Consider the following 26,632-nt stretch of genomic DNA (forward strand, 5'->3'; position numbering starts at 1 on the left):
TAGAACGGTTTCCATGCCTTCGTCCGCCCCGCCGGCCCGCTCGCGCGCCGGTCGCGCCGTGCAGCGGGTGCGGTGGGTGCGACCAGGTCGACGGAGCACCGACGGCCGTCCCGCGTGGTGGTACGAGCTCGGCTTCCTCGGCGGGCTGTACCTGCTGTACTCGCTGATCCGCAACGCCGCCCCGACCAGGACGGCCCTGGCCGAGCAGAACGCGGCCTCGGTGATGCACCTGGAGCGGATCCTCTCGCTGGACATCGAGCAGCGCGCGAACGCCTTCGCCGCCTCGGTGCACCCGCTCGTCGTGGGGGCGAACTACTACTACTCGACGCTGCACTTCATCGTGACCGGCACGGTGCTCGTCTGGGTCTACGTGGCGCGGCCGCGACAGTACCGCCGGGTGCGCAGCGTGCTGCTCGGCATGACCCTCCTCGCCCTCGCGGGGTACTGGCTGTTCCCGCTCGCACCACCTCGCCTGACGACCGGGTACGGGTTCATCGACACCGTCCGGGTGTTCGGGGTGTGGGGCGCGACGGGGTCGGAACCGGTCGTGAGCGTCTCGAACCAGTACGCGGCGATGCCATCGATGCACGTCGGGTGGGCGCTGTGGGCCGGTCTCACCCTCGCCGTCCTGGCCCGACGACGCCTCGTCCGGGTGCTGGGTGCGTTGTACCCGGTGCTGACGTTCGTCGTCGTCGTGCTGACCGCGAACCACTTCGTGCTCGATGCGGTCGGCGCCGTGCTCGTGTTCGCGGTCGCCGCCGGTGCGGTGCAGCTCGCGTCACCGGAACGTGCGGGTCTCTCACGGGCCGTACACCCCGACGACGCCCTCGCCACCGACGACGGCCTCGCCACCGGGACGGACCGATCGGTCGACCAGCGCGCCTGACCTGACCAGCGCACCTGATACGACCGGCGCACCCGGTGCGACCGCCGCGACTGCTGCGACGTGCCCGCGGCGCGCGGCCGCGCTCAGGCCACGTGGCCGAACCGGTGGCGCGTCCGGCTGACCGCCTGCTCCCGCAGGACGGTGAGGAGCTCGCGCCGCCCGCTCGCGAGGACGGGCTGGTCGAGCACCGTCACCTCGCCGGTGCGCTCGCGCGCCGCCTCTCGCAGCCCGGGTGCATCGCCGACCACCCGGACACGACCGGTGACGTGCCCGGCGCGCACGCGTGCAGCGAACGCCGCGTCGTCCTCGTCCGTCACCCGACTGACCGTCACAGGGACACCGGCACGTCGCGCGGCCGCGAGCACCCGGGCCTCGTCGCGCGGCCGTGCACCGGCACCGACCCGGAGGGTGAGGTGCGGGACCGGACGGTAGCGGAAGACGTTCGACTCGACCGCCAGCGCGCTCGGGTCGTGCTCGATCCCGAGCTCGTCGGACCAGCAGCGGGCGTCGTCCGCCTCCGCCCAGGCGAGCCACGCGTCGTCGTCCTCGGGGACGTCCGGGGCGTCGGACCACGAACCGAGCTCGGCGACGTAGTTCGGGCCACCCGCCTTGGCACCGGGTCCGACGCTCGAGGCCTTCCAGCCGCCGAACGGCTGCCGGTTCACGATCGCCCCGGTGATGTGACGGTTCACGTAGGCGTTGCCGACCTCGACGTGCTCGAGCCAGTAGTCGATCTCCGTCTCGTCGAGCGCATGGATCCCACCGGTGAGCCCGAACGCGACGGCGTTCTGCAGCGCGACGGCCTGCGCGAGCGTCGTCGCACGCATCACGCCGAGCACCGGGCCGAACACCTCGGTCAGGTGGAGGAACGAGCCCGGTGCGATCCCGTCCTTCACCCCCGGGGTCCACAGCCGGCCGGCGTCGTCGAGCCGACGCGGCCGGACCCACCACGTCTCACCGGGCTCGAGGGTCGTGAGGGCGCGCAGCAGCTTGCCGGTCGCCGGTTCGGTCAGCGGGCCCATCGCCGTCGCGAGGTCCGTCGCCGGCCCGACGTGCAGCGACTCGACCGCGTCGACCAGCTGGCGCCGGAGGCGGTCCGAGCTCCCGGCGGATCCGACGAGGATCAGCAGCGAGGCGGCGGAGCACTTCTGCCCCGCGTGCCCGAACGCGGAGCGCACGACGTCCGCGACCGCGAGGTCGACGTCCGCGGACGGGGTGACGATCACGGCGTTCTTGCCCGACGTCTCCGCGAGCACCTCGAGGTCCGCCCGCCATGAGGAGAACAGCGCAGCGGTCTCGATCGACCCGGTCAGCACGACGCGGGCGACGTCCGGGTGGGTTACCAGGCGACGGCCCACCTCCCCCTCCGGAGAGAGCAGCACCTGGAGCACATCACGGGGGATCCCCAGGTCGTCGAGCGCCCGGTGGATCGCACCGGCGGCCACCTGCATGCACCGAGGCGTGGGCGGGGCAGGCTTGACCAGCACCGGCGAGCCCGCGACCAGGGCGGAGAGCACCGAACCGACCGGGATCGCGACCGGGAAGTTCCACGGTGGCGTGACGACGGTGACCCCGTCCGGCCGGTAGCGCGCGCCGGGGACGGCACCGTCCGCGAGCAGCTCCGCGCGGTCCGCGTAGTAGTGCGCGAAGTCGACGGCCTCGCTGACCTCGGGGTCCGCCTCGGCGATCGTCTTGCCGGCCTCCTGGACCATCGTCGCGACGAGGTCGCCCCGCGCGTTCTCGAGGTGGAACGCCGCGCGGCGGAGCACCTGCGCGCGGAGCGCGGGCGTCGCACCGGACCAGGTCGCCCGCTGCGCCACTGCGCGCGCCATCGCAGCGTCGACGTCCGCCGTCGTCACGATCCGCACGGCCTCCGGCGTCGGGACGTCCCGCACCAGCAGCCCCGCCGCCCATTCCCGGGAGGCCGCGACGGCGGGATCGGTGTCGACGGCGTTGCGGAACGGCTCGCCGGCGTGCACGGCGACCGGCTCCGGGCGGGGACCGCGCTGCGGGGGCGTCGTGGGGTCGAGGCTGTCACGCACCGAGTCGAGGAAGGCGCGGCGCTGCCCGGCCAGGCCGGTCGGCCCCGCCTGCGCCGCCAGACCGGCCGATGCGCTCGCGTCGTGGGACGCGAACATGGCGTGCAGGTAGTTCTGCGGCGCCGCGTTCTCCTCGAGCCGCCGGATCAGGTAGGAGATCGCGACGTCGAAGTCGGTGCGGGCCACCACGGGCGTGTAGAGCAGCACGCGCCCGACGACGTCGCGCACCGCGCGGGCCTGCGCCGGCGCCATGCCCTGCAGCATCTCGATGTCGAGGGCGTCGGTCACCCCCGCTCGGCCGCGAGCAGGTGCGCGTACGCGACGTGGAACAGGTTGTGGCTCGCGACGCCGACCCGGACGTCGGACGTGCGCTCGGGACGGAGCGCACGGTCCACGAGCCGCACGAAGTTCGCATCCACCTCGGGCTTGGTCCGGTACGGCGCCTGCTCCCAGCCGTGCAGCTCCGCCTCGACCTTCTCCATCGCGAGGTTCGCCCCCTTGACGAGGCGGACCTTGATCCGTGCGCCACCGGCGGCGCGTCGCCGGGCCGCGATCTCGGTCAGCTCGTCGAGGGCGGCCACGGCGTCGGGCAGGTACGCCTGCAGCACGATCCCCGCCTCGACGTGCAGCAGCTCCGGGTCCATCAGCAGCTGCTCGAAGACCTGCACCGTGAGCGCCAGGTCGCGGTACTCCTCCATGTCGAGGTTGAGGAACGTGCCGTGGTGGGCGGCTGCCACGTACAACGGTCGCAGCCGGGCGACCACGCGCTCCCGGCTGCCTGCGGTGTCCCACGTCGACAGCTGGCTGGCGACGGCCGAGACCTTGATCGACACGTAGTCGACGTCGGGGCGCTCGACGAGGGCGCGGACGCGCGCGAGCCGGCTCCCGGCCTCCGTCTCACCGAGGACGGCCTCACCCAGCAGGTTGAGGTTGAGCCGGAAGCCCTCGGCCCGCGCCTTCGCGATGTGCGCACCCAACCCCGCGCCGGCGTCAGCCACCAGGTGACCCACGAGCTGACGCAGCCGGATGCGGGCGGCCGGGACCACGAGGCGCGGCAGGGCCGGGGCGAACGCCGCTCCGAGCGTGAGCAGCGCCCGGTCGAGCGGCCCGAGGAAGCTCCCGGCCGCCCCCGTGTACCGCGTCAGCCCGGCGAGCTCACGCGCGGCGACGTGCACGTCCTCGGGCCGGGCGACCCGGTCGACGAACCTGACCGCGAGCGCGAGCCCGTCGGGGTCGGAGACGAGCGCGGCGAGCCGCCCGGTGGTCCGCTTCTCCTGGGGCGTCTCCCCCGCGGTCGTGGCCTCGACCCAACGGTCGGCCAGGTCGAGCGCGGACTCGGTCAGGGTGCGGGTGCTGGTCGACATGGGATCATCGTGGCCACGCACCCGCCCCGCCGTCTTGTACGAAAAGGCGTCCGATCCCGACGTGGAACCGCCTTGTGTACCCTGCGCACTGACATGACGCCGATTCCCGGACCCGGGCCGGTGACCGCCTCCTGGCCGGAGGCCGTCACCCTCCTGGGCGCGCTCGACGCGTCGATGCTCCGGCTGATGGACGAGCTCTCGACGACGATGTTCTGCGCCAAGGACGTGACCGGGCGGTACGTCGCGGTGAACCAGGTGTTCGTGAACCGGACCAGCGAGCGCTCGCGGCGGACCGTGATCGGGCGCCGCGCGGAGGACCTCTTCGTCCCCGAGCTCGCGGAGCACTACACCGTGCAGGACGACGAGATCCTCGCGACCGGTCGCCCGCTGCTCCGTGAGCTCGAGCTGATCCGGCGGCCCGGTGGTGTCCCCGGCTGGTACCTGACGTCCAAGGTCCCGGTGCGCGCGGACGGCGTCGTCGTCGGGCTCGTGAGCGTCTCGGAGGACCTGCGCACGTACGACGCCGCCGACACCACGGTCAGCTCGCTGTCCCGGGTCGTCGCGCTCCTCCACGACCAGGTGCACCGGCAGGTCTCGGTCGCCGACATGGCCGCGGTCGCCGGGTGCTCCCCCTCGACGCTCGACCGGCGTATCCGCAAGGTGTTCGGGCTCTCACCGCGCCAGCTCGTGCTCCGCACGAGGATCGACCAGGCCACGTCGCTGCTGACGACGACCGAGCTCCCGATCGCCGAGATCGCACACCGCACCGGCTTCTACGACCAGGCGGTGTTCACCCGGACCTTCGGTCGGCTGACCGGCGGCACACCTGCGCAGTACCGGCGACGGTCGGGCTGACCGTCACGCCGCCGGCGGCAGTGCCACGTGAGGAGGGACGGCGGACCTGAGCTGGAAGGAGAGGATCGCCGGGTTGATGATCCGGCCGTCCCGGATCTCGATCGCGCGGCTGATCGTCTCGTCGGCGGCCCAGGACTCCGGCCCCTCGAGCACGGTGCGCACGAACGGCAGCAGGGCCTCGCTGATCTCCCAGGTCGCGGAGTTCCAGAGGTACGACGGGCTGTGGTCGACCGCGTAGTAGTCGACGTGGTTGCCGAGCTCGATCAGCGGCTCCGCGAACGTGGTCGAGCGCGCCCAGCTGAAGCCCATGCCCTCGTCGCACGAGACGTCCACGATCAGGCTGCCGGGACGGAACCCGTCGAGGTCCCCGGTGCGCAGGTACGTGAGCGGGGCGTCGGTGTCCTGGAGCGTGCAGTTCACGACGATGTCCGCCTCGGCGAGGAACGGTGCGAGCGGCACCCGACCCCGGTGGGTGATCACATGACTGCGTTGGGGCGCGGCGTCGTCGTGCTCGAACTGCACGATCTTGACCGAGTGGATGGGCGAGCCGACCGCCGCGACGCCCCGGTTGGTCAGCACCTGGACGTCGTGGATCCCGTGCGCGTTGAGCGCGGTGACGGCGCCACGGGCCGTCGCCCCGAACCCGATCACGACCGCGGTGAGCCGACGGCCGTAGTCGCCGGTCGACCCCGTGAGCGCGAGCGCGTGCAGCACGGAGCAGTAGCCGGCGAGCTCGTTGTTCTGGTGGAACACGTGCAGGCCGAACCCGCCGTCCTGCGCCCAGTGGTTCATCGCCTCGAACGCGATCAGCGTCAGCCCCCGGTCGATCGCGACCTGCGTCATCTCGCGGTCCTGGACGCAGTGCGGCCACCCCCAGAGCACCTGCCCCTCGCGCAGCTCACGGAGATCATCGGCCTGGGGCTTGGGCAGGAGCACGACGTCGGACGAGGCGACGATCTCCTCGCGCGACGCGATCCGGCCGACCAGCGGCGCGAGGCGGGCGTCGTCGAACCCGAACCGCTCGCCGTAGCCGGTCTCGAGGATCAGGTGCGCACGGAGGTCGGCGTCGAGCCTCTCCAGATGGGCGGGGTGGATCGGGAGCCGTCGCTCGTCCGGCTTGCGGGACGTCGCCATGACACCGAGCGTGAGAAGGTCCACGGCGATCACCGCCGCCCGAGCGGTGCGACGATCGACGGTGTCCGGCGGTACTGCTGGACGGGTCGGGGTGGAGGCCTGGTGGCCATCTCTGCTCCCTCATGGGGGCCTCGCTGACCCCGTGGTGTCGACGATACGGCATCCGATCACCGATAGGTTGTCGCCCATGACGACGTCCGACTCGCGCCGCGACCTCGCCGCACTGCTCGCGAGCCGGGTGCCGATGATCGTCGTCGAGACACGCGACGAGGCGCTGATCCTCGACCTGATCACGTCCGTGGCGGCAGGTCCCGACGCGTTCGTCCGGCTCCCGGTGTTCCGCTGGACCATCACCGAGGGGATGCGCAGGCTCGATGTCGACCTCCAGAGCGTGCAGGCGCACAACGCACAGCCGGGCGACGTGCTCCGCACGATCCGCGACACCACCGTCCCCGGCGTCTACGTGCTGCTCGACCTGCACCCGTTCCTCGACGACCCCGTCAACGTCCGGCTCCTGAAGGACATCTGCCAGGGTTACGGCCGGGTCGCCCGCACCGTCGTGCTCGTCAGCCACGGGCTGACCCTCCCGGCCGAGCTCGAGCACCTGGCCGCGCAGTTCGACGTCGGGTTCCCGGACCGTGCCGAGCGCCGGGCCCTCGTGGACGCGGCCGCGGCCGAGTGGAGCGCCACGCACGGCCGGCGGGTGTCGGCCGACCCCCGCGCTGTCGACCTCCTGGTGGAGAACCTCGCCGGGTTGTCGCGCGGGGACGCGACCCGGCTCGCCAGGTCGGCCATCTTCAACGACGGTGCGCTGATGCCCGCCGACCTCCCGGCGGTGATGAAGGCCAAGCACGAGATCCTCAGCCGAGGAGGGATCCTCAACTACGAGCTCGAGACCGTCGAGCTCGCCGACCTCGGCGGCATGGCGCACCTGAAGACCTGGCTCGACCGGCGGCGCCCGGCGCTCGACGGCTCGGCCCCGGGCCTCGAGCCGCCCAAGGGTGTGCTCCTGCTCGGCGTGCAGGGGTGCGGCAAGAGTGTCGCCGCCAAGGCCGCCGCACGGGTGTTCGGCATCCCGCTGCTGCGTCTCGACATGTCCGCGGTGCACGACAAGTATGTCGGCGAGTCCGAGCGCAACCTGCGCGAGACGCTCGCGACCGCCGAGCTGCTCGCCCCGTGCGTCGTGTGGGTCGACGAGATCGAGAAGGCCGTGGCGACCTCGTCGGGAGACTCGGGACCGTCGCCACGACTGCTCGGCACGTTCCTCACCTGGTTGGCGGAGAAGACGGCCGCGGTGTTCGTCGTCGCGACCGCGAACGACATCACCGCCCTCCCGCCGGAGCTGATCCGCAAGGGGAGGTTCGACGAGATCTTCTTCGTCGACCTGCCGACCGAGGCGGTGCGCGCGGACATCCTGCGGATCCACGCCGGGAAGCGCGGCCTGACGTTCTCCGACGCTGAGGTGGGCTCGCTGGCCGGCGCGACCGCCGGGTTCTCCGGTGCGGAGATCGAGCAGGCGGTCGTGTCGGCCACCTACACGGCTCACGGCCTGCGCGAGCCGCTTCTCGCCTCGCACGTCATGGCCGAGGTGCTCGCGACGCGCCCGCTCTCGGTCGTCATGACCGAACCAGTCGCCGCGCTCCGTGCGTGGGCGACGACCCGCACCGTCCCGGCCGGCTGACCGGGCTCGGCCGGGTCAGCCGACCAGCGGGGCGAGGGTCAGCCGACCAGCGGGGCGAGGAGCTCGCGGACCTGGTTCGTCGTCGGGACGCGGCCGGCCAGGACGACCGCCTCGTCGACCACGAGGCCGGGGGTGCGCATCACGCCGTAGGACGCGATCGCGCCGTAGTCGGTGACCTTCTCGAACTCGGCGTCGATGCCGAGAGCGCTGACGGCCTCACGCGTGACGCGCTCGAGGGCGACGCAGTTGGCGCAACCGGAACCGAGAATCTTGATGATCATCGTGCAGTCTCCTTCAGATGTACGGACAGGTGAGCAAGCCGTGGGAACGAGCGGGTCGGGGTCGGCGGGAGCAGATCCCCACCGGACCGGGGCGGGTGGGTCACAGGGGGATGACGGCGTTGAAGAGGTAGCCGACGGCGATGATGCCGGCGGCGGTGACGGCGATGAAGGTGGCGATGAGCTGGGGTTTGAGGACGCGGCGCAGCAGGATCATCTCGGGCAGGCTCAGGGCGACCACGGCCATCATGAACGCCAACAGGGTGCCCATCGGTAGGCCGTTGTCGTGCAGGGCCTGGACCAGTGGCATGACCCCGGCGGCGTTGGAGTACAACGGGATGCCCAGCAGGACCGCGACCAGCACCGCGAACGGGTTACCGGCCCCGGCGAACCGGGTGAAGAAGTCCTGCGGTGCCCACCCGTGGATCCCGGCGCCCAACGCGATCCCGACCAGCAGGTAGGGCCAGATCTTGCGCAGGATCGACGCGACCTCCTCGATGCCCATCTGGATCCGGTCATCCCACGTCAGCCCGAACGTGGAGTCGATGACCTTGCCCCCCAGACGGGTCTCGAACACGAACGGCTCGACCCACTTCTCCACGCGCAGGCGGCCCAACGTGAACCCCGCCACCACCGCGATCACCAACCCCGCCCCCACGTACAACGCGGTCGGGCCGATGCCGAACATCCCGAACAGCAACGCGATCGCCACCTCGTTGACCAACGGGCTCGCGATCAGAAAGCTCAACGTCACCCCGATCGGGACCCCCGCCGCCACGAACCCGATGAACGCCGGCACCGCACTGCACGAACAGAACGGGGTGATGACCCCCAACCCGGCGGCCATCACGTTGCCCACACCCTCACGGCGCCCACCCAACAACGCCCGCGTGCGCTCCACACTCATGAACGACCGCAGCACCGTGACCACGAAGATGATCCCCACCAGCAACAACACGATCTTGGTCGAGTCATACACGAAGAACTGCACACCCGACCCCAGGCGGCTCGCCGGGTCCAACCCCAGACGGTCGTACACCACCCAGTTCCAGAACGGCAGATTCACCTCATACAGCACGGCCCACACCACCACCGCCGCACCCAGACCCACCCACCGGCGCGTCGGGGTCCGCGTCGAGGCACGCACCCGCTCCGCCAGACTCACGACGCCACCCCCACGCCTGAGCCCGAACCCGTCGCTGCGGCCGCCGCCGCGACCCGGGTCGCAGTACCCGACACCACGACCCGGGTCGCGGGTGCGGCGACGGCGGCGGCGGCGGGGGGCGCCTGCCGCAGAGGCATCGAGGCCAGGGAGCGCCGCGCGCATCCGGTCGGGGGCATCCTCCGCCAGGGCGTAGTCGATCCAGCGTCCGCGGCGGCTCGCGGTGACGAGGCCCAGGTCGCGGAGCACCTTGAGGTGGTAGCTGAGGAGGTTGCCGGCGACCGGCACCTGCTCCTGCAGGTCGCACACGCAGCGCGGCGCCTCGGCCAGCGCGGTCACGACGGTCCAGCGCACGGGGTCGGCCACGGCCTGGAGGACGGCTACCGCGTCGGTCCCCCGATCTGCCGGTGCGTCAACCCCTGCCATCACTTCAACACCCGTTGATTCAGTCACTCCTGAAGTGTACGACGAGGAACGACCCCCGTGGCACGGGACGATCGTCCTGCGTCACGGGGGTCGTCGGCCGAGCAACCTCGCCCGTGGGCTACGCGTCGACCACCACGGCGATCACGACGGGTTCACGCCGGTAGGCACGCTGGATGTAGCGACCGACAGCCGACGCGATGACCTCCTCGATCGCGTCGAGATCGGTCACCCCCTGCTGCGCGGAGCGTTCGAGCGCCTTGGTGACCTCCGCGGCCGCACCGTCGAACGTCCGGTCGTCGTGGACGAACCCGCGGGTGAGGAACTCCAGCGGCTCTGCGAGCACGTTCGTCGCCGGGTCGACCAGCGCGAGGACCGTGACGACCCCGCCCTCGCGGAGCAGTCGGCGCTCCTTGAGCGTGTCCTCGGTCGCCCGGCCGACCGTCTGCCCGTCGACGTACACCATGCCGGCCTGCACCTGTCCGGAGATCGTCGCCCGTCCGTCGATCAGGTCGATCGTCACCCCGTCGCGGCCGATGATGACGCGCTCCGGGTCGACGCCGGTCCGCACCGCGATCTCGGCGTTCGCGTGCAGGTGCTTCGACTCGCCGTGGATCGGCAGGACGTTGCCCGGCTTGATGAGGTTGTAGCAGTAGACGAGCTCGCCCTCGCTCGCGTGACCGGAGACGTGCACCTTGGCGTTGCCCTTGTGCACGACCTTCGCCCCGAGGTCGGTGAGCTTGTTGATGACCCCGTAGATCGCGTTCTCGTTCCCCGGGATCAGCGAGCTCGCGAGCAGGACCGTGTCACCCTCGCCGATCTTGATCTGGTGGTTCCCGTTCGCCATCCGCGAGATCGCCGCCATCGGCTCGCCCTGCGATCCGGTGCAGACGAGCGTGATCTTGTCGTCCGGCATCGTCTCGAGCTTCTTGACGTCCACGACCAGGCCGCGCGGGATCTTCAGGTAGCCGAGGTCGCGCGCGATCCCCATGTTGCGCACCATCGAGCGGCCCACGAACGCGACCTTGCGCCCGTTCGCGTGCGCGGCGTCGAGGACCTGCTGGATCCGGTGCACGTGGCTCGCGAAGCTCGACACGATGATGCGCCGCGGCGCGGTCGCGAACACGTGGTCGATCGCCGGGGCGAGCTCGCGCTCGGAGGTCGTGAAGCCGGGGACCTCGGCGTTCGTGGAGTCGACCATGAAGACGTCGACCCCCTCCTCGCCGAGCCGCGCGAAGGCACGCAGGTCGGTGATGCGGTCGTCGAGCGGGAACTGGTCCATCTTGAAGTCGCCGGTGTTGAGCACCATCCCGGCACCGGTCCGGATGGCCACCGCGAGGCCGTCGGGGATCGAGTGGTTGACCGCGACGAACTCGAGGTCGAAGCCGCCGGTGAGGTGACGGTCACCGGCCTCGACGTGCACCGTCACGGGTGTGATGCGGTGCTCCTTGAGCTTCGCCTCGATGAAGGCCAGCGTGAGCTCGGACCCGATCACCGGGATGTCCGCGCGCTCCTTGAGCAGGTACGGGACTCCCCCGATGTGGTCCTCGTGACCGTGCGTGAGGACGATCGCGACGATGTCGTCGAGCCGGTCGCGGATCGAGGTGAAGTCCGGCAGGATCACGTCGATCCCCGGCTGGCTCTCCTCGGGGAAGAGGACGCCGCAGTCGACGACGAGCAGCTGCCCGTCGTACTCGAAGACCGTCATGTTGCGGCCGATCTCACCGAGACCGCCGAGCGGGGTGATACGGAGTGCGCCGCGGGCGAGTGCGGGCGGCGGCGCGAGTTCGCGCGAGTGAGCAGATTGCACGGGTTCAAGCTCCCATGTGGAGTGACGGCGCATTCGCCGTGAGAAGAATGCGGAGCGGCACAGTCCACGGCGCGATCGCGCGAGCTCGAGGGCCCGCGCGATGGTCCTGGTGGGTCCGGCGCATGGACATGACGTACCGCCTCAGGGTCCACGGTACCCGCAGGTCACCCCACTCGGCGTGCAGCACCCGCGCCATCGGCCCGCCGCCGACGGCCAACCGGCCGGCTACAGGCACGCAGCAGGCATGCGGCGGGCATGCAGCAGGCCCTGCGGGGGGTCTCCTCCCACCCGCAGGGCCCGCTGTGCTCGACGGTCGAGGTGCCTCAGCGCGAGTCGCTCGACGCCCCCTCGACGGTGGCCCGACCGGCCTCGAGCCGTGCCACCGGGACACGGAACGGAGAGCACGAGACGTAGTCGAGACCGACCTCGTGGAAGAAGTGCACCGACTCCGGGTCGCCACCGTGCTCACCGCACACACCGAGCGTGAGATCCGGACGAGCGGCCCGGCCCTCCTCGACGGCGATCCGCACGAGCCGCCCGACGCCGCTGCGGTCGATCGTCTCGAACGGCGACACGCTGATCACGCCACGATCCGTGTACTCCGAGAAGAACGCACCCTCGACGTCGTCCCGCGAGAAGCCCCACGTCGTCTGCGTGAGGTCGTTGGTGCCGAAGGAGAAGAACTCCGCGACGCCGGCCATGCGGTCCGCCGTGAGCGCGGCCCGCGGCAGCTCGATCATCGCGCCGATCGGGATGTGCAGCTCGACGCCCTCCGCGGCCGCGACCTCGGCGAGGATCGCCTCGGCCTCGTCACGGATGAGGTGCAGCTCCATGACCGACGCGGCGAGCGGGATCATGATCTCCGCGTGCGGGTGCCCGCCGTCGCGGATCCGCTGCGCGGCCGCCTCGGCCACCGCACGGATCTGCAGGGCGAACAGGCCCGGCACGACGATCCCCAGCCGCACGCCGCGCAGCCCGAGCATCGGGTTCGCCTCGTGCATGCGCTGGACGGCGGCGAGCAGCACCGTGTCCCGCTCGAACTCCTCCGCGGTCTCCTCCTCGACACCGCGGCTGCGGCGCTCGCCCGCCAGGGCGACCTTGACCGAGAGGTCCGTGAGGTCCGGGAGGAACTCGTGCAGCGGCGGGTCGATGAGGCGGATCGTCGTCGGCAGCCCGTCCATCTGCTCGAGGATGTCGACGAAGTCGGCACGCTGGAGCGGCAGCAGGGCGTCGAGGGCCGCCTGGTGCTCGACCGGGTCACGGGCCAGGATGACCCGCTCGATCAGGACGCGCCGCTCTCCGAGGAACATGTGCTCGGTGCGGCACAGGCCGATCCCCTGCGCACCCCAGACCCGGGCCCGGTGCGCGTCCTCGGCGGTGTCCGCGTTGGCGTGCACCCGCAGCCGGCGGACCGCGTCCGCATGCGTGAGGATCCGATCCACCGCCTTGACGAGCTCAGCGGTCTCCTCGGCGTCTGCGCCGTGCACGTTGGCGAGCGCGACCTCGAGCCCCTCCTCGAGGTACTGGACGACGGGCGACGGGACGACGGGGACGTCGCCGAGGAAGATCTCCCCGGTCGACCCGTCGATCGCGATCGTCTCGCCCTCGCTGATCACACGGTCGCCGACGGTGACCGTGCGCGCCGTCGCGTCGACGTCGAGCTGCTCGGCGCCGACGACGCACGTGGTCCCCATGCCCCGCGCGACCACGGCCGCGTGGGACGTCTTGCCACCGCGTGACGTCACGACGCCGACGGCGGCGATCATGCCGCCGAGGTCGTCCGGGTTCGTCTCGCGGCGGACCAGGATGACGTCCTTGCCGGCCGCAGCCCACTCCTGGGCGGTGACCGAGTCGAAGACGACCTGCCCGACGGCGGCACCCGGCGACGCGGCCATCCCGGTGGCCAGCAGCGTGCGCACGGCGTCGGAGTCGAACTGCGGGAACATCAGCTTGCTGAGCTGGGCACCCGTCACCCGCTCGAGCGCCTCGTCGAGCGTGATGAGGTGCTCGTCGACGAGCTGGGTCGCGATCCGGAACGCGGCCGCGGCGGTGCGCTTGCCGACTCGGGTCTGGAGCATCCAGAGCTTGCCGCGCTCGACCGTGAACTCGATGTCGCACAGGTCGCGGTAGTGGGTCTCGAGGCGACGCATCGCGAGGCGGAGCTCTCCGTGCGAGACGGGGTCGAGCTGCTCGAAGTCGGCGAGGCTCAGCGTGTTGCGGATTCCCGCGACGACGTCCTCACCCTGCGCGTTGGGCAGGTAGTCGCCGTAGTCGCCGGGCTTGCCGGTGGAGGGGTCACGCGTGAAGCAGACGCCGGTGCCCGAGTCGGGGCCGAGGTTGCCGAACACCATGCTCACGACGTTGACCGCGGTGCCGAGGTCGTCGGAGATGCGCTCGCGCCGGCGGTAGAGGCGGGCCCGGTCGGTGTTCCACGAGTCGAAGACCGACGTGATCGCGAGGTCGAGCTGCTCGCGCGGGTGCTGGGGGAACTCGCGCCCGGACTGCTCACGGACGATCCCCTTGAAGGTCTCGACGAGCTCCTGCAGGTCGCCCGCGGTGAGGTCGGTGTCGACCGTGACGCCGCGCGAGGCCTTCATGGCGTCGAGCGCGTGCGCGAACAGGTCGCCGTTGATCTCGAACACCGTCTTGCCGAACATCTGGATCAGCCGACGGTACGAGTCCCACGCGAACCGCTCGTCGTCGGAGAACTTGGCGAGCCCGACGACCGACGCGTCGTTCAGACCGACGTTCAGGACGGTCTCCATCATCCCGGGCATCGAGAACTTGGCGCCCGAGCGGACCGACACGAGCAGCGGGTCGTGGAAGTCGCCGAGCGAGCGACCGAGCGAGTCCTCGAGACGCCGGATCGCCATCGTCACCTCGACGCGGAGCTCCGGTGGGAGCACACCCGTCGTCATGTAGGTGCGGCATGCCTCTGTCGTGATCGTGAATCCTGGCGGGACGGGGAGACCTAGTCGCGTCATCTCGGCGAGGTTGGCCCCCTTGCCGCCGAGGAGGTCCTTCTGGTCCTTGTTGCCCTCGCTGAAGTCATAGACGTACTTGGCCACGCTGCGCCTCCCCACGCCGGACACCGGCCCCATTGCCGATGTCACGGTTCCCAGGGTGCCCCCCGAAGCACAACCGTGGCAGGGGACCTTCGGCCCGCTTCACCAGGCCAATCGCGCGCCAAGCCCGCACCATGGATGCCTCAGGTGCGCACCATCCGCGCACCACGCAGGTCAGAGCGCGCGGACCATCCGGTCCACAGCCTCACGGATGACCTCCGGCGAGGTCCCGAGGTTGAGGCGCACCCGTCCCTCGCCACCCGCGCCGAAGGGCACGCCCGAGCTCAGCGCGACCCGGCCACGCTCCAGGAAGACCGCCGCGGGGTCGTCGCCCAGCCCGAGCGACCGGCAGTCGAGCCAGGCCAGGTAGGTGCCCTCCGGGGGCGGTAGCCGACCGTCGGGAGCCGCTCCGCCACGAGGTCGGCCAGCAGCACCCGGTTGGCGGCGATGTCGCGCAGGACCGCGTCGAGCCAGTCCCCACCGTCCCGGAACGCCGCAGCGTGGGCGATCATCGCGAGATGGCTCACCGGGGTGTGGGCGAGATCGGGGAGACGACGGAGGTCGTCGAGACCTTCCGGCCCCGAGACGGCGATCGCGGCCTTCAGCCCGGCGAGGTTCCACGCCTTGGCGGCGGAGAACAGCGCGATCGCGTCACCGGCGCCGGGGACCGACAGGTACGGCACGTGCACGGCACCCGTCGGCACGAGCGGCGCGTGGATCTCGTCGGCCACGACACGCACGCCGTGCCGTGCGGCGAGCTCCGCGACCGCGGTCAGCTCGGCGAGCGTGGGAACGGTGCCGGTCGGGTTGTGCGGGCTGCACAGCAGGTAGGCGGGCCGGCCACCGCCCGCCGCCGCGACCGCGAACGCGCTGTCGAGGACGTCCAGGTCGATCCGGCCGTCGTCACCGAGCGGCGCCGCGACGAGCCGACGCCCCGTGCGCTCGACCGAGCCGAAGAACGGCGGGTACACGGGCGGGTTGACCACCACGGCGTCACCAGGACCGGTGACGATCTCGAGCACCTGACGGAGGCCGGTCATGACGTCGGGCACGACGACGGTACGAGCCGGGTCGTGCGCCCAGCCCCACCGCTCGGCGGCGAACGCGGCGAACGGCTCGGCGCACGCGGCGCTCGACACCGGGTACCCGGTGTCACCGTCCGTGAGCGCCTGCGTGATCGCGTCGACGACCGCCGGCGCCGGGGTCGTGTCCATCTCGGCAACCCACAGCGGGAGGACGTCCTCGGGGTAGGCGCGCCACTTGATGCTGGTGCGGCGGCGGAGCGTGCTGGTGTCGACGTCGTGGAGAGGCCTGGTCACATCCCGATCATCGCAGCCGACAGCCGACCCGAGACAGCAGCGACCCGCAGGCCCGGGCGGCGGCGCCGCGGGGCCCGGTCCGGTCAGACCCTCGCGCGGGGCCGCCGCGGCGCGGTCGACGCGAAGCGACGCCACGCCGTGCCCCGGTGCAGCGGTGCCGCGAGGAACTCCCCGAGAGTCACGCCCGCTGCGAGCCCGAGCCCGATCATGGCGGCACCGACGAGCCCGGCGGCCCCCGGGCCGACGGCCGAGGACGGTGTGCTGACGAGCTGGAACATCGCCCGGTAGATCGCGAGCCCCGGCAGCAGCGGGAGGATCCCGCAGACCGAGATCACGAGCGGAGGCACCTGCAGCCGTGGGCCCAACCACTCGGCCAGGAAGCCGATCACCAGGGCGGCGGCGGTGCTGGCGACCGCCGGTCCGAGACCACGCTCTCCCGCGACCGCGTAGACGAGCCACCCGAGCCCGCCCGCCACGGCGACGACCGCAGCGGTGCGAGGCCGTGCGTACGACGCCACCGCCCACGTGCCCGCGATGACCGCGGAGGCGACGACCTGCACGAGCACCGGCGCCGACGTCTGCGGCGTGTCGACGAGCTCGAGCGGCACCCCGCTGCGGCGCGCGACGTCGAGGACGGCGCCGATGCCGACGACGATGCCGAGGGTCAGCACGACCACCTCGAACGTCCGCCCGCCGGCAGTCACGGGGAACCCGCTGATCGCGTCCTCCGCCGCACCGACCAGCGACAGCCCGGCGAGCAGCACCACGATCCCCGAGGCCACGACCAGCGACGGCGGGAGGTCGGCGAGCTCGACCGGCAGGTGCGGGACCGCGAGGAACAGCCCGACGGCGACGAGGGTGGCGATCGCCGCCCCGATGGACTGCAGGAAGAACGGCGGCAGGCCCCAGCGCCCCAGACCCCACACGACGCGGTCGATGAGCGCGGTCGTGGCCCCGGCGACGGCGGCGACGGCGGCATCCCCTCCGAGCAGCACCGCGACCGCGGCGGCGAGGATCGCGAGCATCAGGGTCACGAACCAGCGCGGGTACGGGTGGTGCGCGTGGACGATCGCGTCCAGGGCGGAATGGTGCTCCTCGATCGCCGCGGCCATCTGGTCCACCGCGACCTGCTCGGCGCCGGCCTCGCGGCCCAGACGCATGACCCGTGCGAGACGCCCGTAGTCGGCGGTGCGCGTCCGCACGACCCGCATCAACGTGGTCGGCGGCAACCCGCCGCCACGCGCGTACGAAACGGTGATCGACGTGAAGGTCACGTCGACCTGGCAGCCCCGCAGGCCGTACGCGCGGACGATGCGCTGGATCGCGGCGGTCACGTCGGCGGCACCGGCGCCGAGGGACAGCATCGACTCACCGATCCGCAGCGCGAGCTCCAGGGCCCCTTGGACGACCGCCTCGTCGAGGCCGGCGTCCGTCGCGCGGAGGCCCACCTCGATCGCCGGGGTCTCGCCGAGGATCCTGCGGACGAGACGTCGCGCGTGCGCGGTGCCCAGCATGGCTCGAGCGTAGCCGTCCGGGCCGCCCCTCCCGACGCCGCGCCGGTACGGCCGACCGGTCACGACGTCACAGGTCGTTGCCTGCGTACGAGAGGTTGAAGCTCTTGTTGGCCACGGGGAAGTCCGGGACGATCGTGTCGACCATCGCGATCGGCAGCCCCGGCCAGTTGAACCACGACGGGTCCACGACCTTCGCCCGGGTGAGAAGACCCGCGTCGTCGACCTCGACGCGGTGCACGACGGTCCCCCGCCAGCCCTCGACGATGCCGACGCCGCTGCGGACCTGCGCCGAGGGAACCGCGGCACCGGCGCCGTCGAGGTCCCGTGGACGGGCAGCCTCGGCCGCACGGTCGACCGCTCGCGCGTCGTCGGCGTCCCGGTGCGGGCCGCCGGACACGTCGAAGGACAGGCACTCCCCCGCGGAGCGGATCAGTGCGGTGGCCAGCCGGGTCGACGCCACGACCTCGTCGCGCCGCACCAGGAACCGTGACAGCACGTCGCCGTCGGGGTGACCGACCACCGTGACGGGGAGCGTCGTCGTCGGGTGCTCGAGGCGCGCGTCGGTGCCGACCCCGCTGGCCCGTGCGACGTAGCCGAGGCACCCGAGGTCGCGCGCCTGCGCGCGGGTGAGCACTGCCGTGCCGGTGAAGCGGTCCCGGATCACCGTGTTGGCGAGAGCCAGATCGGCGATCTCGGTGAGGTCCGCGGCGATCCGCTCGAGCTGCGCCGGGTCGGGGAGGGATCGCAGCGTGACCCGCCCCGGTCCGATGGCTCCCCGGAGCAGACGGTGACCGGTGGTCGCAGCGCTGAGCCTCAGCAGCTCCTCACGCAGGCGCTGCGTGTGCGCGAGCGCGAGCGAGAACCCGACGTCGTTGGCGAGCGCCCCGATGTCGGCGACGTGGTTCACGAGCCGCTCGAGCTCGACCACGAGGGCGCGGAGGCGGTGGGCCTCGTCGGGCAGCGTCCACCCGAGCGCGTCCTCGACGGCGAGGCTGTGCGCGAGCCCGTGCGCGGCGGCGGAGTCCCCGCTGATGCGCTCGGCCAGGTGCACCGCGTCCCGTGCGTCGAGCCCGACGAACAGCGTCTCGACCCCACGGTGGGTGAACCACAGCCGCGCCTTGAGCTTGAGGATGCTCTCCCCGACCACCGAGAACCGGAAGTGGCCGGGCTCGATCACCCCGGCGTGGACCGGGCCGACCGGGATCTCGTACACACCGGCGCCCTCGACGGGGACGAACGGGTACGGCTCGGTCTCGGTGAAGGGCGGCGGCTCGCCGGCGTCGCGCCTCATCGGGTACCACCCGGCGGGCCAGTGCGCGTGGCGGATCAGCCGACGCGGGAGCGGGTGCCCCTCGGGGACGATCCCGAAGAGGTCGTGCAGCTCCCGCTCGAACCGCGACGCCGGGAAGGACAACGCGGCCAGCGTCGGCACCCGGGGGTCCTCGACGGGGACGGTCACCACGAGCTCGACGCGCCGGTCCGGTGCGCCGGCGAGGAAGAGGTAGACGACTCGCAGCGTCGGGCCGTCGTCGTGCGCGGCCACCAGCCCGAGGCGGAAGCCGGCGTCCAGGAGACCGGCCACCTCGGTGGCGAGCGCGTCGGGCGCCACGTGCTGCGCCACCCGGTGCGCGCCGACCGGAACCGCGCGGGGCGTGTCGGAGGTGGTCATCGGCTGCTCACCTGCGTGGTCGTCGGCGTGGTCGCCGGCGTGGTCGCCGGGGTGGTCACCCGTGCGGTCGTCTGCCTGCTCATCTGCTGGCTCCGAGCTGGGTCGCGGCGGTCTGGAACAGGTCGGCCAGGGGCCCTGCGGTCACCCCGAGGACCAGGCTGATCGCGACACCGGTGACGAGCGCAGCCCCGAGCGTCCACGGGACCGAGATCGCCGGTGCCCCCGGCGCGGCAGGGCCGAGGAGCATCCGACTGCCGTTGCGGACGAGCGCGGCGAAGGCGACCGCCACGAGGACGAGCGCCGTCCCGAGCACCCACCCGAGGTGCGCGTCCGCCAGGGCCCGCGAGATCGACAGCTCGCTCGCGAACATCGCGAACGGTGGCAGGCCGAGCAGGACGGCGAGGCCGACGAGGAACCCCCCGCCGACGAGCCGCGACCTGCTCAGGACCCCGGTGATGTCCCGGATCGACGTCGAGCCGTGAGCGGCCTGCACCTGCCCGGCCGCGAGGAAGACCAGCGTCTTGCCGACACCGTGCGCGAGCACGTGCAGCAGCAGCGCGGCGATCGCGAGCCGGGTGCCGGCGGCGGCCGCGATCGCGACGAGGCCCATGTTCTCCATCGAGGAGTAGGCGAGCATGCGCTTGACGTCCGTCTGGACGAACAGCAGCGCGGCGGCGACCGCGAGCGTGAGCAGACCGACGACGAGCAGCCCGACCCGCAGGAACCCGGTGCCGAGGGCGAGGTCGACGACCGACTTCACCCGGAGCAGCGCGGACATCGCGACCGACAGGAGGACGCCACTCATCAGTGCCGAGACCGGCGCGGGTGCCTGGCTGTGCGCGTCGGCGAGCCAGGTGTGGAACGGCACGAGCCCGGCCTTCGCGCCGTACCCGAGCAGCAGGAGCCCGGCAGCGAGCCGGGTGACCGCCGGGTCGAGGGATCGGGCGTGGGCCAGCAGCACGTCGATGTCGAGCGTGCTCCCCGCGGACGCCCCGGCATGGAGCGACACGAAGTGCAGCAGGACCGTCCCGAGCAGGGCGAGGGCGATCCCGACCGAGCAGATGATCACGTACTTCCAGGTCGCCTCGAGCGCGGCGCGCGTGCGACGGTGCGCCACCAGGAACGCCGTGGCGACCGTGGTCGCCTCGATCGCGACCCACATGACGCCGATGCTGGTGGCCAGCACGGCGAGCGCCATCGCGGCGAGGAACAGCGGCAGGAGGACCCCGTACAGCCGGGCCGCCCGCAGGTCGGTGTGCCCGTGCGCGAGCTCGGCGTCGACGTAGCCGATGCTCGCCCAGGTGGCGAGCGACCCGACGGTGCCGATGACGATCAGCATCGTCACGCTCAGGGCGTCGGCACGCAGCAGGTGACCGACGCCGTACCGCGCGCCCGCGCCGACCTGGGTCACGAGCACGGCCCCGACGACCAGCACGGACAGCGCGGCGCCGACCGTCACGAGCGCGGAGGCGCGACGCCAGCCGAGCGCGCCTGCGGTGATCGCGGCGACGAGCGGGGCGAGGACGGGGATCAGGAGGAGGATGCTCATCAGTCGCGCAGCTCCCGGAGCTGGTCGAGGTCGGTGCCCCCGAAGGTCTGCTGCATGTGGCCCGCGAGCAGCCCGAGCACGATCACCGCGAACAGCACGTCGAGGGACGCGCCGAGCTCGACGATCAGCGGGACACCCGCGGCGATCAGGAACGCGGTGGCCGTGATCCCGTTGTCCAGCATCAGGAAGCCGACCGCCTGGGACAACGCCCGACGCCTGCTGACCAGGAGGAACACCGCGATGAGGATCACGGCGAACGCGGCCGGCACCGCGCGCGTCGTCGGGGTCGGGCTGAGCGCGATGATCGGTCGGGTCACGGCGTAGGCGAGGACCGTCAGGGCTGCCACGATGAGCAGCGACGCGGTGGTGTTGACGAGCGGCGCGCTCTCGCGGCGTTCGCGAGGCTCGGTGCTCACCGCACGTCCGAGCAGGACGGGCAGGACACCGCCGCGCAGCACGAGGATCGCGAGTCCCACGACGACCGGGGCGGCCTCGTGCCGCAGCACCCCCTCGGAGATCGGGAGGACGGCGAGCGCTGCCCCCTGCCAGGCGAGCAGCCGCACGGTCGCCCGGAGGTCGCGGCGCCACACGATCAGCACCGCGACGAGCAGGAACGCGCCCGCGGCGAGGTCGAGCACACCGGTGTACGTCGTGTCGGTCATCGGACCGGCTCCGATCCGTGGGTCGTCGGCGCGGTCATCGGGCGGACGCCAGGAACGAGGACGCGGTGACCGCGAGCAGGGCCAGCAGGAACGAGCCGGCCAGGAGCTCCGGGACCCGGAACAGCCGGAGCTTGGCGATGAAGACCTCCGCGGCCGCCAGCGCGAGCGCCAGCACGACGATCTTCACGGCGATCGCCGCGGTCCCGACCAGCAGACCGAGCAGCGACGGCTCGGCGCCGGAGATCCCCCACGGCAGGAACAGGTTCGCCAGCAGCCCGAGGAGGACCGTCAGCCGCATGCCACTCGCCCACTCGACCAGCGCGAGCCGTGGTCCCGAGTACTCCAGGATCATCGCCTCGTGGATCATCGTGAGCTCGAGGTGCGTGGACGGGTTGTCGACCGGCAGCCGCCCGGTCTCCGCGACGATCACGATGACCAGCGCGACGAACGCCAGGACGCTGCCGAGCGCGAGGGCCTGCGCCGGGTCCGCGCTCGTCGCGGACACGATCGCGGCGAGGTTCGCCGAGTGACCCGGGAGGGACAGCGCGAACACCGCGAGCAGGATCGTGGGCTCGACAAGCGCCGCGATCGTGATCTCCCGGCTCGAGCCCATCCCGCCGAAGGCCGTCCCGGTGTCGAGACCGGCGAGCGTCAGCGCGACCGTGCCGAGGAACAGCAGCCCGACGACGCCGAACAGGTCGGCGGACGAGTCGAGCGGCGACCCGAGGGTCACCAGCGGGATGATCGCCGCGATCAGCAGCGCGCTGCCTGCAGCCACGGCCGGTGCGACGCGGAACACCACCGTCGTCCCCGTCGGGCGGAGCTGCTGCTTGCGGAGCTGCTTGCGCAGGTCGCGCCACGGCTGGCCGATGCCGCCACCGCTGCGGCCCTCGAGACGTGCCCGGACCTGCTTCATGCCGCCGACCACGAACGGCGCACCCACCAGCACCCCGGCGACCTGCACGACGGCGCCGAGCGCCGCGAGGGCGGTCACCGGACCACCAGGAGCACGACGAGCAGCCCGAGGGCGCCGTAGGCGACGTAGAGGTGGACGCTGCCGTTGTGCGCCCGACGCACCCGCTCGGCGGCAGCGGCGACCCCGCGCACGACCGGTGCGTACAGACCGCGCTCGATGGGGTCCTCCACACGGTTGCGGTAGGTGACCTTCTCGACCAGGTACTGCGACTCGGCGAAGTGGCTCACCTCGATGTCGGTGTCCGGTCGCAGCACGTCGTCGAAGACCCGCTGCAGGGGCTCGGCGAACGACGTCGCGGTGTACTGCATCCGCGAGCTGAGCTCGTCGGCGCCACAGGCCCAGAGCGGCACGTCGGCCGGGGCCGGGCGCCGTCGGCGGTCCCAGCGGCCGAGGCCGACCGCGACGAGCACCGCGACCACGAGGGCGGCGGCGATCGCCCCCGGGGACATCGAACCGGGGATGCCGGGCAGCCGGAGCATCGCCCCCAGGTGCGGTCCGACGGTGTCACCGCCGAGAGTGGGCAGCGTCAGGAGCACCCGGCGCACCAGCGGGCCGAGCACCCCAGGGGCGACCGCCAGAACCACGGCGGCCGTTGCGGCGAGCCCCATCCCGACGACCATGCTCGTCGACGCCGCGCGCGCACGTGCGGCCTGCGGCGAACGCGGACGCGCGAGGAACCCGACACCGAAGGCCTTGACCATGGTCGCGATGCCGATGCCCGTCGTGAGCGCCACCGCGCCGACGGCGAGGGGCATCGCGAGCGCGACCATCGGGTCGCCCTGCGTCGGCGCGTGGATCAGGCTCTGCAGCAGCAGCCACTCCCCGACGAACCCGGCACCGAGGGGTAGCCCGGACGCGCCGAGCGCGCTGATCCCGAACATGACCGTCGTGACGGGCATCGTGCGCACGAGGCCGCCGAGCCGGTCGAGGTCGCGCAGCCCCGTCGAGGCGAGCACCGCACCGGCGGAGAGGAAGCCGAGGGCCTTGAAGGCCGCGTGCCCGACGAGGTGCACGAGCGCCGCGGTCACCGCGATCGCCGCCACCTCCGGCGCGCCGGAGGCGCTGAGCAGCGCGGCGGCGCCGAGGGCCACCGTCACGAGGCCCATGTTCTCCGTCGTCGAGTAGGCGAGGAGCCGCTTGAGGTCCGTCGCGACGGAGGCCTGCAGGACGCCGAAGACGGCCGACACCGCGCCGACGGCCATCAGGGTCAGTCCCCACCAGGTGGGGCCGGGGCCGAGGATCTGCAGGTCGATGCGGATGATCCCGTAGATGCCCATCGTGACCATCGAGGCGCTCATCAGCGCGGACACGGGGCTCGGTGCCTCCGGGTGGGCGCGCGGCAGCCACGCGTGCAGCGGCAGGAGGCCGGCCTTCGAGCCGAAGCCGAGCACGGTCAGCAGGAACACCGCGGTGCGCGTTCCGGAGGGGATCGCGTCCGCGCGCGTGGCGAGGGTCGCGAGGTCGTCGGTGCCGCCCGCCGCCGCGAGCACGACGAGCGCGACGAGGATCGCCACGAACCCGAGCTGGGTCATGACCGCGTACATGATCCCGGCGGACCGCACCTCGGCGCGACGGTGGTCGGCCAGCACCAGGGCGAGCGACGCGGCGGCCATCAGCTCCCAGCAGAGCAGGAACGTGGTGACGGTGCCGGCCGCCGGGACCAGGACCATGCCGGCGACGAACGTCGGGAGCATCGCGAGCGTGAGCGTCGACCAGTGCTCGTGGCGCGCGTACCCGACGGCGTAGACGCCGACGACCGCGGCGACCGCGCCGGTCAGGGCGATCAGCAGGCCGCCGAGCGCATCGATGTCGAGCTGCACCCCGACGAGGGGCAGCAGCCAGCCGATCCGCAGGTGGCGCGCACCGCCGAAGACCGCCGAGAGTCCGAGGACCAGCCCCGCGACCCCGATCACGGTCGTGACGGCACCCGACACGAGGGCGCCGCGGCGTGACGACGGCGTGCTCATCGACCGGTCACCGACCGCAGTGCGGCGACGATCTGCGCCGGGGTGGGTGGGCAGCCCGGGACCTCGACGTCGACCGGGACGACGTCCGCGACCGAGCCGACGACGCCGTAGCCGTCCCGGAACACCCCGCCGTCGATGGCGCAGTCACCGACGGCGATCACCACGCGCGGTTCGGGAACCGCCGCGAGGGTGTGGAGCAGGGGCCCGTGCATGTTCCTGGTCACGACTCCCGTCGCGAGGATGCCGTCCGCGTGGCGGGGCGACGCGACCAGCCGGGCGCCGAAGCGCTCGGCGTCGTAGACCGCGGAGAACGCACCGCCGATCTCGATCTCGCAGCCGTTGCACGATCCGCAGTCGACGTGCCGCAGCTGGAGCGAGCCGGTCGTCCCGGTGGGCGGCGGCGTCGTGACGTCCGGGGCCTCCGGGGCGGTCTCGACGATGCGGCCGGCGCGTCTGATCGCCCCGATCCAGCTCATCGGGGCCTCCGGGGCCGCATCGGCCCGGTGCTGCTCGTCACGCCCGTGCCTCGCTGTCGAGCTCGTCCTCGGCCTGCAGGTCCCGGAGCAGGTCCACCTGGTCCGTGAGCAGCCCCGCGAGCACCTTCCGGGCGACGAGCAGCAGCTCGGCCATGTCCTCGGACGCCATGGCGTAGATGACGTTGCTCCCCTGCTTGCGCGCGATCACGACGCCGGCGCGACGCAGCACCGCGAGCTGCTGGGACAGGTGGGACGCCTCGAGGCCGATCTCCGGCATGAGGTCTGCCACCGAGCGCTCCCCCCTCGGCGAGCAGCTCGAGGATCCGGATCCGCGCGGGGTGGCCGAGGGTCTTGAAGAACTCGGCCTTCAGCTTGTTGATCGGCTCCGGCGCGGCACGGCGGCGCTGTTCACGATCATCGGGGGCCGTCATATGACGAAAGTATCATATGTTCAGTTGACTCAACTGGCACACCTCGCTACCTGGCTGTCGCCAGGCAGACTCGTCGCAGCACGGATCGTCCGTCGCGTCGACCCACCGCTCAGCACGGCCGCGCGGACACCGCCGGGCTCGCGAGGACAGCGACGGTGCGTCACGCCCCTCAGCCGAGGACGATGCGGTCACGCCCGCGGTGCTTCGCGTCGAGCAGGAGCTGGTCGGCGCGACGGAGCAGCGTGGCGAGGTCGTCGTCGGCGCGCACGAGCGTCGCTCCGATGGACACCGTGATCCGCAACCCCTCGCGACCGGGGCCGAACCGGGCATCCGCCAGCAGCACCCGGATCCGGTCCGCGACGACGCCGAGGTCTCCGGCGCCGATGGGGCCGGTGACGACGAGGAACTCCTCACCGCCGAACCTGACGACCGCGTCGTCGGGTCGCACCGCGGCGGTCAGCGTCGCGCCGACCATCCGGAGCACGTCGTCGCCGATGTCGTGGCCGTAGTCGTCGTTGACGCGCTTGAACTGGTCGAGGTCGGCGAGCAGCACCCCGAACGGCTGCTGCGCGCGCTGCCACCCGGAGAACCGTTGGGCGAGGCTCGCATCCATCAGGCGGCGGTTGCCGATGCCGGTGAGCGGGTCGAGGGTCAGCAGGTGCTCGAGCTCGGTCACCCGCTGGGTCGACGCGAGGTGGTCGGAGTCGTCGCGGAAGGACTCGACCGCGCCGATGATCCGACCGGTCTCGTCGCGGAGCGGTGCGGACAGGATCTTCACCGGGACCAGGTGGCCCTCACGGTGATGCAGGAACGCTCGGGTGTCCCGCGGGACACCGTCGATCATCGTGGCCCGCAGCGGGCACCGGCTGCCGCACAGCCCCTCGCCGTTCTCGTCGACGTGGTTGAGGATCCCGCTGCCGCACAGCCTCCCGATCACCTCGTCGGGCCCGAATCCCGCGATCTGGCTGGCACCGCCGTTCCACACCGTGATGCGTCGGTCCCGGTCGACGACGTAGACCCCCTCGCGCATCGCCTCGATCACCTCGGAAGCGAGACTGCCGTCGGTCACGAGAGTCCTCACGATGGTGGGGTACGAGCAGATCGCGCCAATTCTCCCGCTTATTGCCGGTTCAACCAGGGACCATGGGCCCTGATGTGCGCCGCGAGCGCACCGACCGGCGCACAGTGCCGATGCCCGACGCAGGCACTCACCGCACGCGCCGTCGCGGTGCAGGCGACGCCCCGCCGACCGCCCGGCACCGGTTCCGGGACCTGCGCCCGATCGAGGACCGACGCCCGATCGGACCGGATGTTCATGAGATAGGTGGTAGACGCATCAACTATTCAGACATATCGTGCAAATCGCGTCCGG

20 protein-coding genes are annotated in these 26,632 nt (G+C 72.1%); 3 read left to right on the forward strand and 17 right to left on the reverse strand.

All coding sequences use genetic code 11. The features are described from left to right. The first annotated feature begins 13 nt into the window (after window positions 1-13). Window positions 14-886 (forward strand): phosphatase PAP2 family protein, encoded by an 873-nt coding sequence (locus LJB74_RS05125; protein WP_259307513.1) that lies wholly within the window; start codon window positions 14-16, stop codon window positions 884-886. Window positions 887-969: 83 nt separating this feature from the next. On the opposite strand, the gene LJB74_RS05130 is transcribed toward LJB74_RS05125, so the two are convergent. Continuing rightward, window positions 970-3,213, reverse strand: coding sequence for a proline dehydrogenase family protein (locus tag LJB74_RS05130; protein ID WP_310650814.1), 2,244 nt, complete (start codon window positions 3,211-3,213; stop codon window positions 970-972). Next, window positions 3,210-4,289 (reverse strand): proline dehydrogenase family protein, encoded by a 1,080-nt coding sequence (locus tag LJB74_RS20600; RefSeq protein ID WP_310650815.1) that lies wholly within the window; start codon window positions 4,287-4,289, stop codon window positions 3,210-3,212. Before LJB74_RS20600 ends, LJB74_RS05130 begins: the two co-directional genes overlap by 4 nt. Window positions 4,290-4,382: 93 nt before the next feature. Between LJB74_RS20600 and LJB74_RS05135 the strand changes: the two genes are divergently transcribed. Continuing rightward, the gene (locus tag LJB74_RS05135) at window positions 4,383-5,144 is read left to right on the forward strand and encodes an AraC family transcriptional regulator (RefSeq protein ID WP_259307514.1); all 762 of its coding nucleotides are present in this window, start codon (window positions 4,383-4,385) and stop codon (window positions 5,142-5,144) included. A 3-nt stretch (window positions 5,145-5,147) separates the two neighbouring features. Here LJB74_RS05135 and LJB74_RS05140 read toward each other — a convergent pair whose 3' ends face one another. Continuing rightward, entirely contained in the window at window positions 5,148-6,278 is a 1,131-nt protein-coding gene (locus LJB74_RS05140; protein ID WP_259310287.1) for a N(5)-(carboxyethyl)ornithine synthase, read from the reverse strand. Between the two features lie 187 nt (window positions 6,279-6,465). Between LJB74_RS05140 and LJB74_RS05145 the strand changes: the two genes are divergently transcribed. Next, window positions 6,466-7,959: an AAA family ATPase gene (locus tag LJB74_RS05145; protein WP_259307515.1), complete on the forward strand. Its 1,494-nt coding sequence runs from the start codon at window positions 6,466-6,468 to the stop codon at window positions 7,957-7,959. Window positions 7,960-7,997: 38 nt separating this feature from the next. Here the strand turns inward: LJB74_RS05145 and LJB74_RS05150 are convergent, their stop codons facing one another. The 14 genes from LJB74_RS05150 to LJB74_RS05215 all read right to left on the reverse strand — a co-directional run bounded on the left by LJB74_RS05150 (window position 7,998) and on the right by LJB74_RS05215 (window position 26,341). After that, window positions 7,998-8,240 carry a thioredoxin family protein gene (locus LJB74_RS05150; RefSeq protein ID WP_259307516.1) on the reverse strand — a complete coding sequence of 81 codons (243 nt, stop codon included), beginning with the start codon at window positions 8,238-8,240 and terminating at the stop codon, window positions 7,998-8,000. Window positions 8,241-8,340: 100 nt separating this feature from the next. After that, entirely contained in the window at window positions 8,341-9,852 is a 1,512-nt protein-coding gene (locus LJB74_RS05155; protein ID WP_259307517.1) for a metalloregulator ArsR/SmtB family transcription factor, read from the reverse strand. A gap of 91 nt (window positions 9,853-9,943) precedes the next feature. Next, a complete protein-coding gene (locus LJB74_RS05160; protein WP_396125123.1) occupies window positions 9,944-11,665 on the reverse strand; it encodes a ribonuclease J in 1,722 nt (573 codons plus the stop codon). 290 nt (window positions 11,666-11,955) lie between these two features. Then, window positions 11,956-14,700 (reverse strand): pyruvate, phosphate dikinase, encoded by a 2,745-nt coding sequence (ppdK, locus tag LJB74_RS05165; RefSeq protein WP_259307519.1) that lies wholly within the window; start codon window positions 14,698-14,700, stop codon window positions 11,956-11,958. 281 nt (window positions 14,701-14,981) lie between these two features. Continuing rightward, on the reverse strand, window positions 14,982-16,016 hold the full coding sequence (locus LJB74_RS05170; RefSeq protein WP_310650816.1) for an aminotransferase class I/II-fold pyridoxal phosphate-dependent enzyme: 1,035 nt from the start codon (window positions 16,014-16,016) through the stop codon (window positions 14,982-14,984). 83 nt (window positions 16,017-16,099) lie between these two features. Then, on the reverse strand, window positions 16,100-17,530 hold the full coding sequence (locus tag LJB74_RS05175; protein WP_259307520.1) for a threonine/serine exporter ThrE family protein: 1,431 nt from the start codon (window positions 17,528-17,530) through the stop codon (window positions 16,100-16,102). Window positions 17,531-17,597: 67 nt separating this feature from the next. Next, the gene (locus LJB74_RS05180; RefSeq protein WP_259307521.1) at window positions 17,598-19,199 is read right to left on the reverse strand and encodes an NADH-quinone oxidoreductase subunit C; all 1,602 of its coding nucleotides are present in this window, start codon (window positions 19,197-19,199) and stop codon (window positions 17,598-17,600) included. A gap of 79 nt (window positions 19,200-19,278) precedes the next feature. Next, window positions 19,279-20,748 carry a proton-conducting transporter membrane subunit gene (locus tag LJB74_RS05185; RefSeq protein WP_259307522.1) on the reverse strand — a complete coding sequence of 490 codons (1,470 nt, stop codon included), beginning with the start codon at window positions 20,746-20,748 and terminating at the stop codon, window positions 19,279-19,281. Continuing rightward, window positions 20,748-21,410 (reverse strand): hypothetical protein, encoded by a 663-nt coding sequence (locus LJB74_RS05190; RefSeq protein WP_259307523.1) that lies wholly within the window; start codon window positions 21,408-21,410, stop codon window positions 20,748-20,750. The genes LJB74_RS05185 and LJB74_RS05190 overlap by 1 nt, the downstream gene beginning before the upstream one ends. Window positions 21,411-21,444: 34 nt before the next feature. Continuing rightward, window positions 21,445-22,404 carry a respiratory chain complex I subunit 1 family protein gene (locus LJB74_RS05195; protein WP_259307524.1) on the reverse strand — a complete coding sequence of 320 codons (960 nt, stop codon included), beginning with the start codon at window positions 22,402-22,404 and terminating at the stop codon, window positions 21,445-21,447. Further along, window positions 22,401-24,353, reverse strand: coding sequence for a proton-conducting transporter membrane subunit (locus LJB74_RS05200; RefSeq protein WP_259307525.1), 1,953 nt, complete (start codon window positions 24,351-24,353; stop codon window positions 22,401-22,403). Before LJB74_RS05200 ends, LJB74_RS05195 begins: the two co-directional genes overlap by 4 nt. Further along, complete coding sequence (locus LJB74_RS05205; RefSeq protein ID WP_259307526.1) at window positions 24,350-24,829, reverse strand: NADH-quinone oxidoreductase subunit B family protein; 480 nt, start codon at window positions 24,827-24,829, stop codon at window positions 24,350-24,352. The genes LJB74_RS05200 and LJB74_RS05205 overlap by 4 nt, the downstream gene beginning before the upstream one ends. A gap of 37 nt (window positions 24,830-24,866) precedes the next feature. Continuing rightward, entirely contained in the window at window positions 24,867-25,118 is a 252-nt protein-coding gene (locus LJB74_RS05210; protein WP_259307527.1) for a helix-turn-helix transcriptional regulator, read from the reverse strand. 311 nt (window positions 25,119-25,429) lie between these two features. After that, the gene (locus LJB74_RS05215; RefSeq protein ID WP_259307528.1) at window positions 25,430-26,341 is read right to left on the reverse strand and encodes a diguanylate cyclase; all 912 of its coding nucleotides are present in this window, start codon (window positions 26,339-26,341) and stop codon (window positions 25,430-25,432) included. Window positions 26,342-26,632: the final 291 nt, after the last annotated feature.

The sequence above is a fragment of the Cellulomonas sp. P24 genome, from assembly GCF_024704385.1.
Classification (GTDB): Bacteria; Actinomycetota; Actinomycetes; order Actinomycetales; family Cellulomonadaceae; genus JAJDFX01.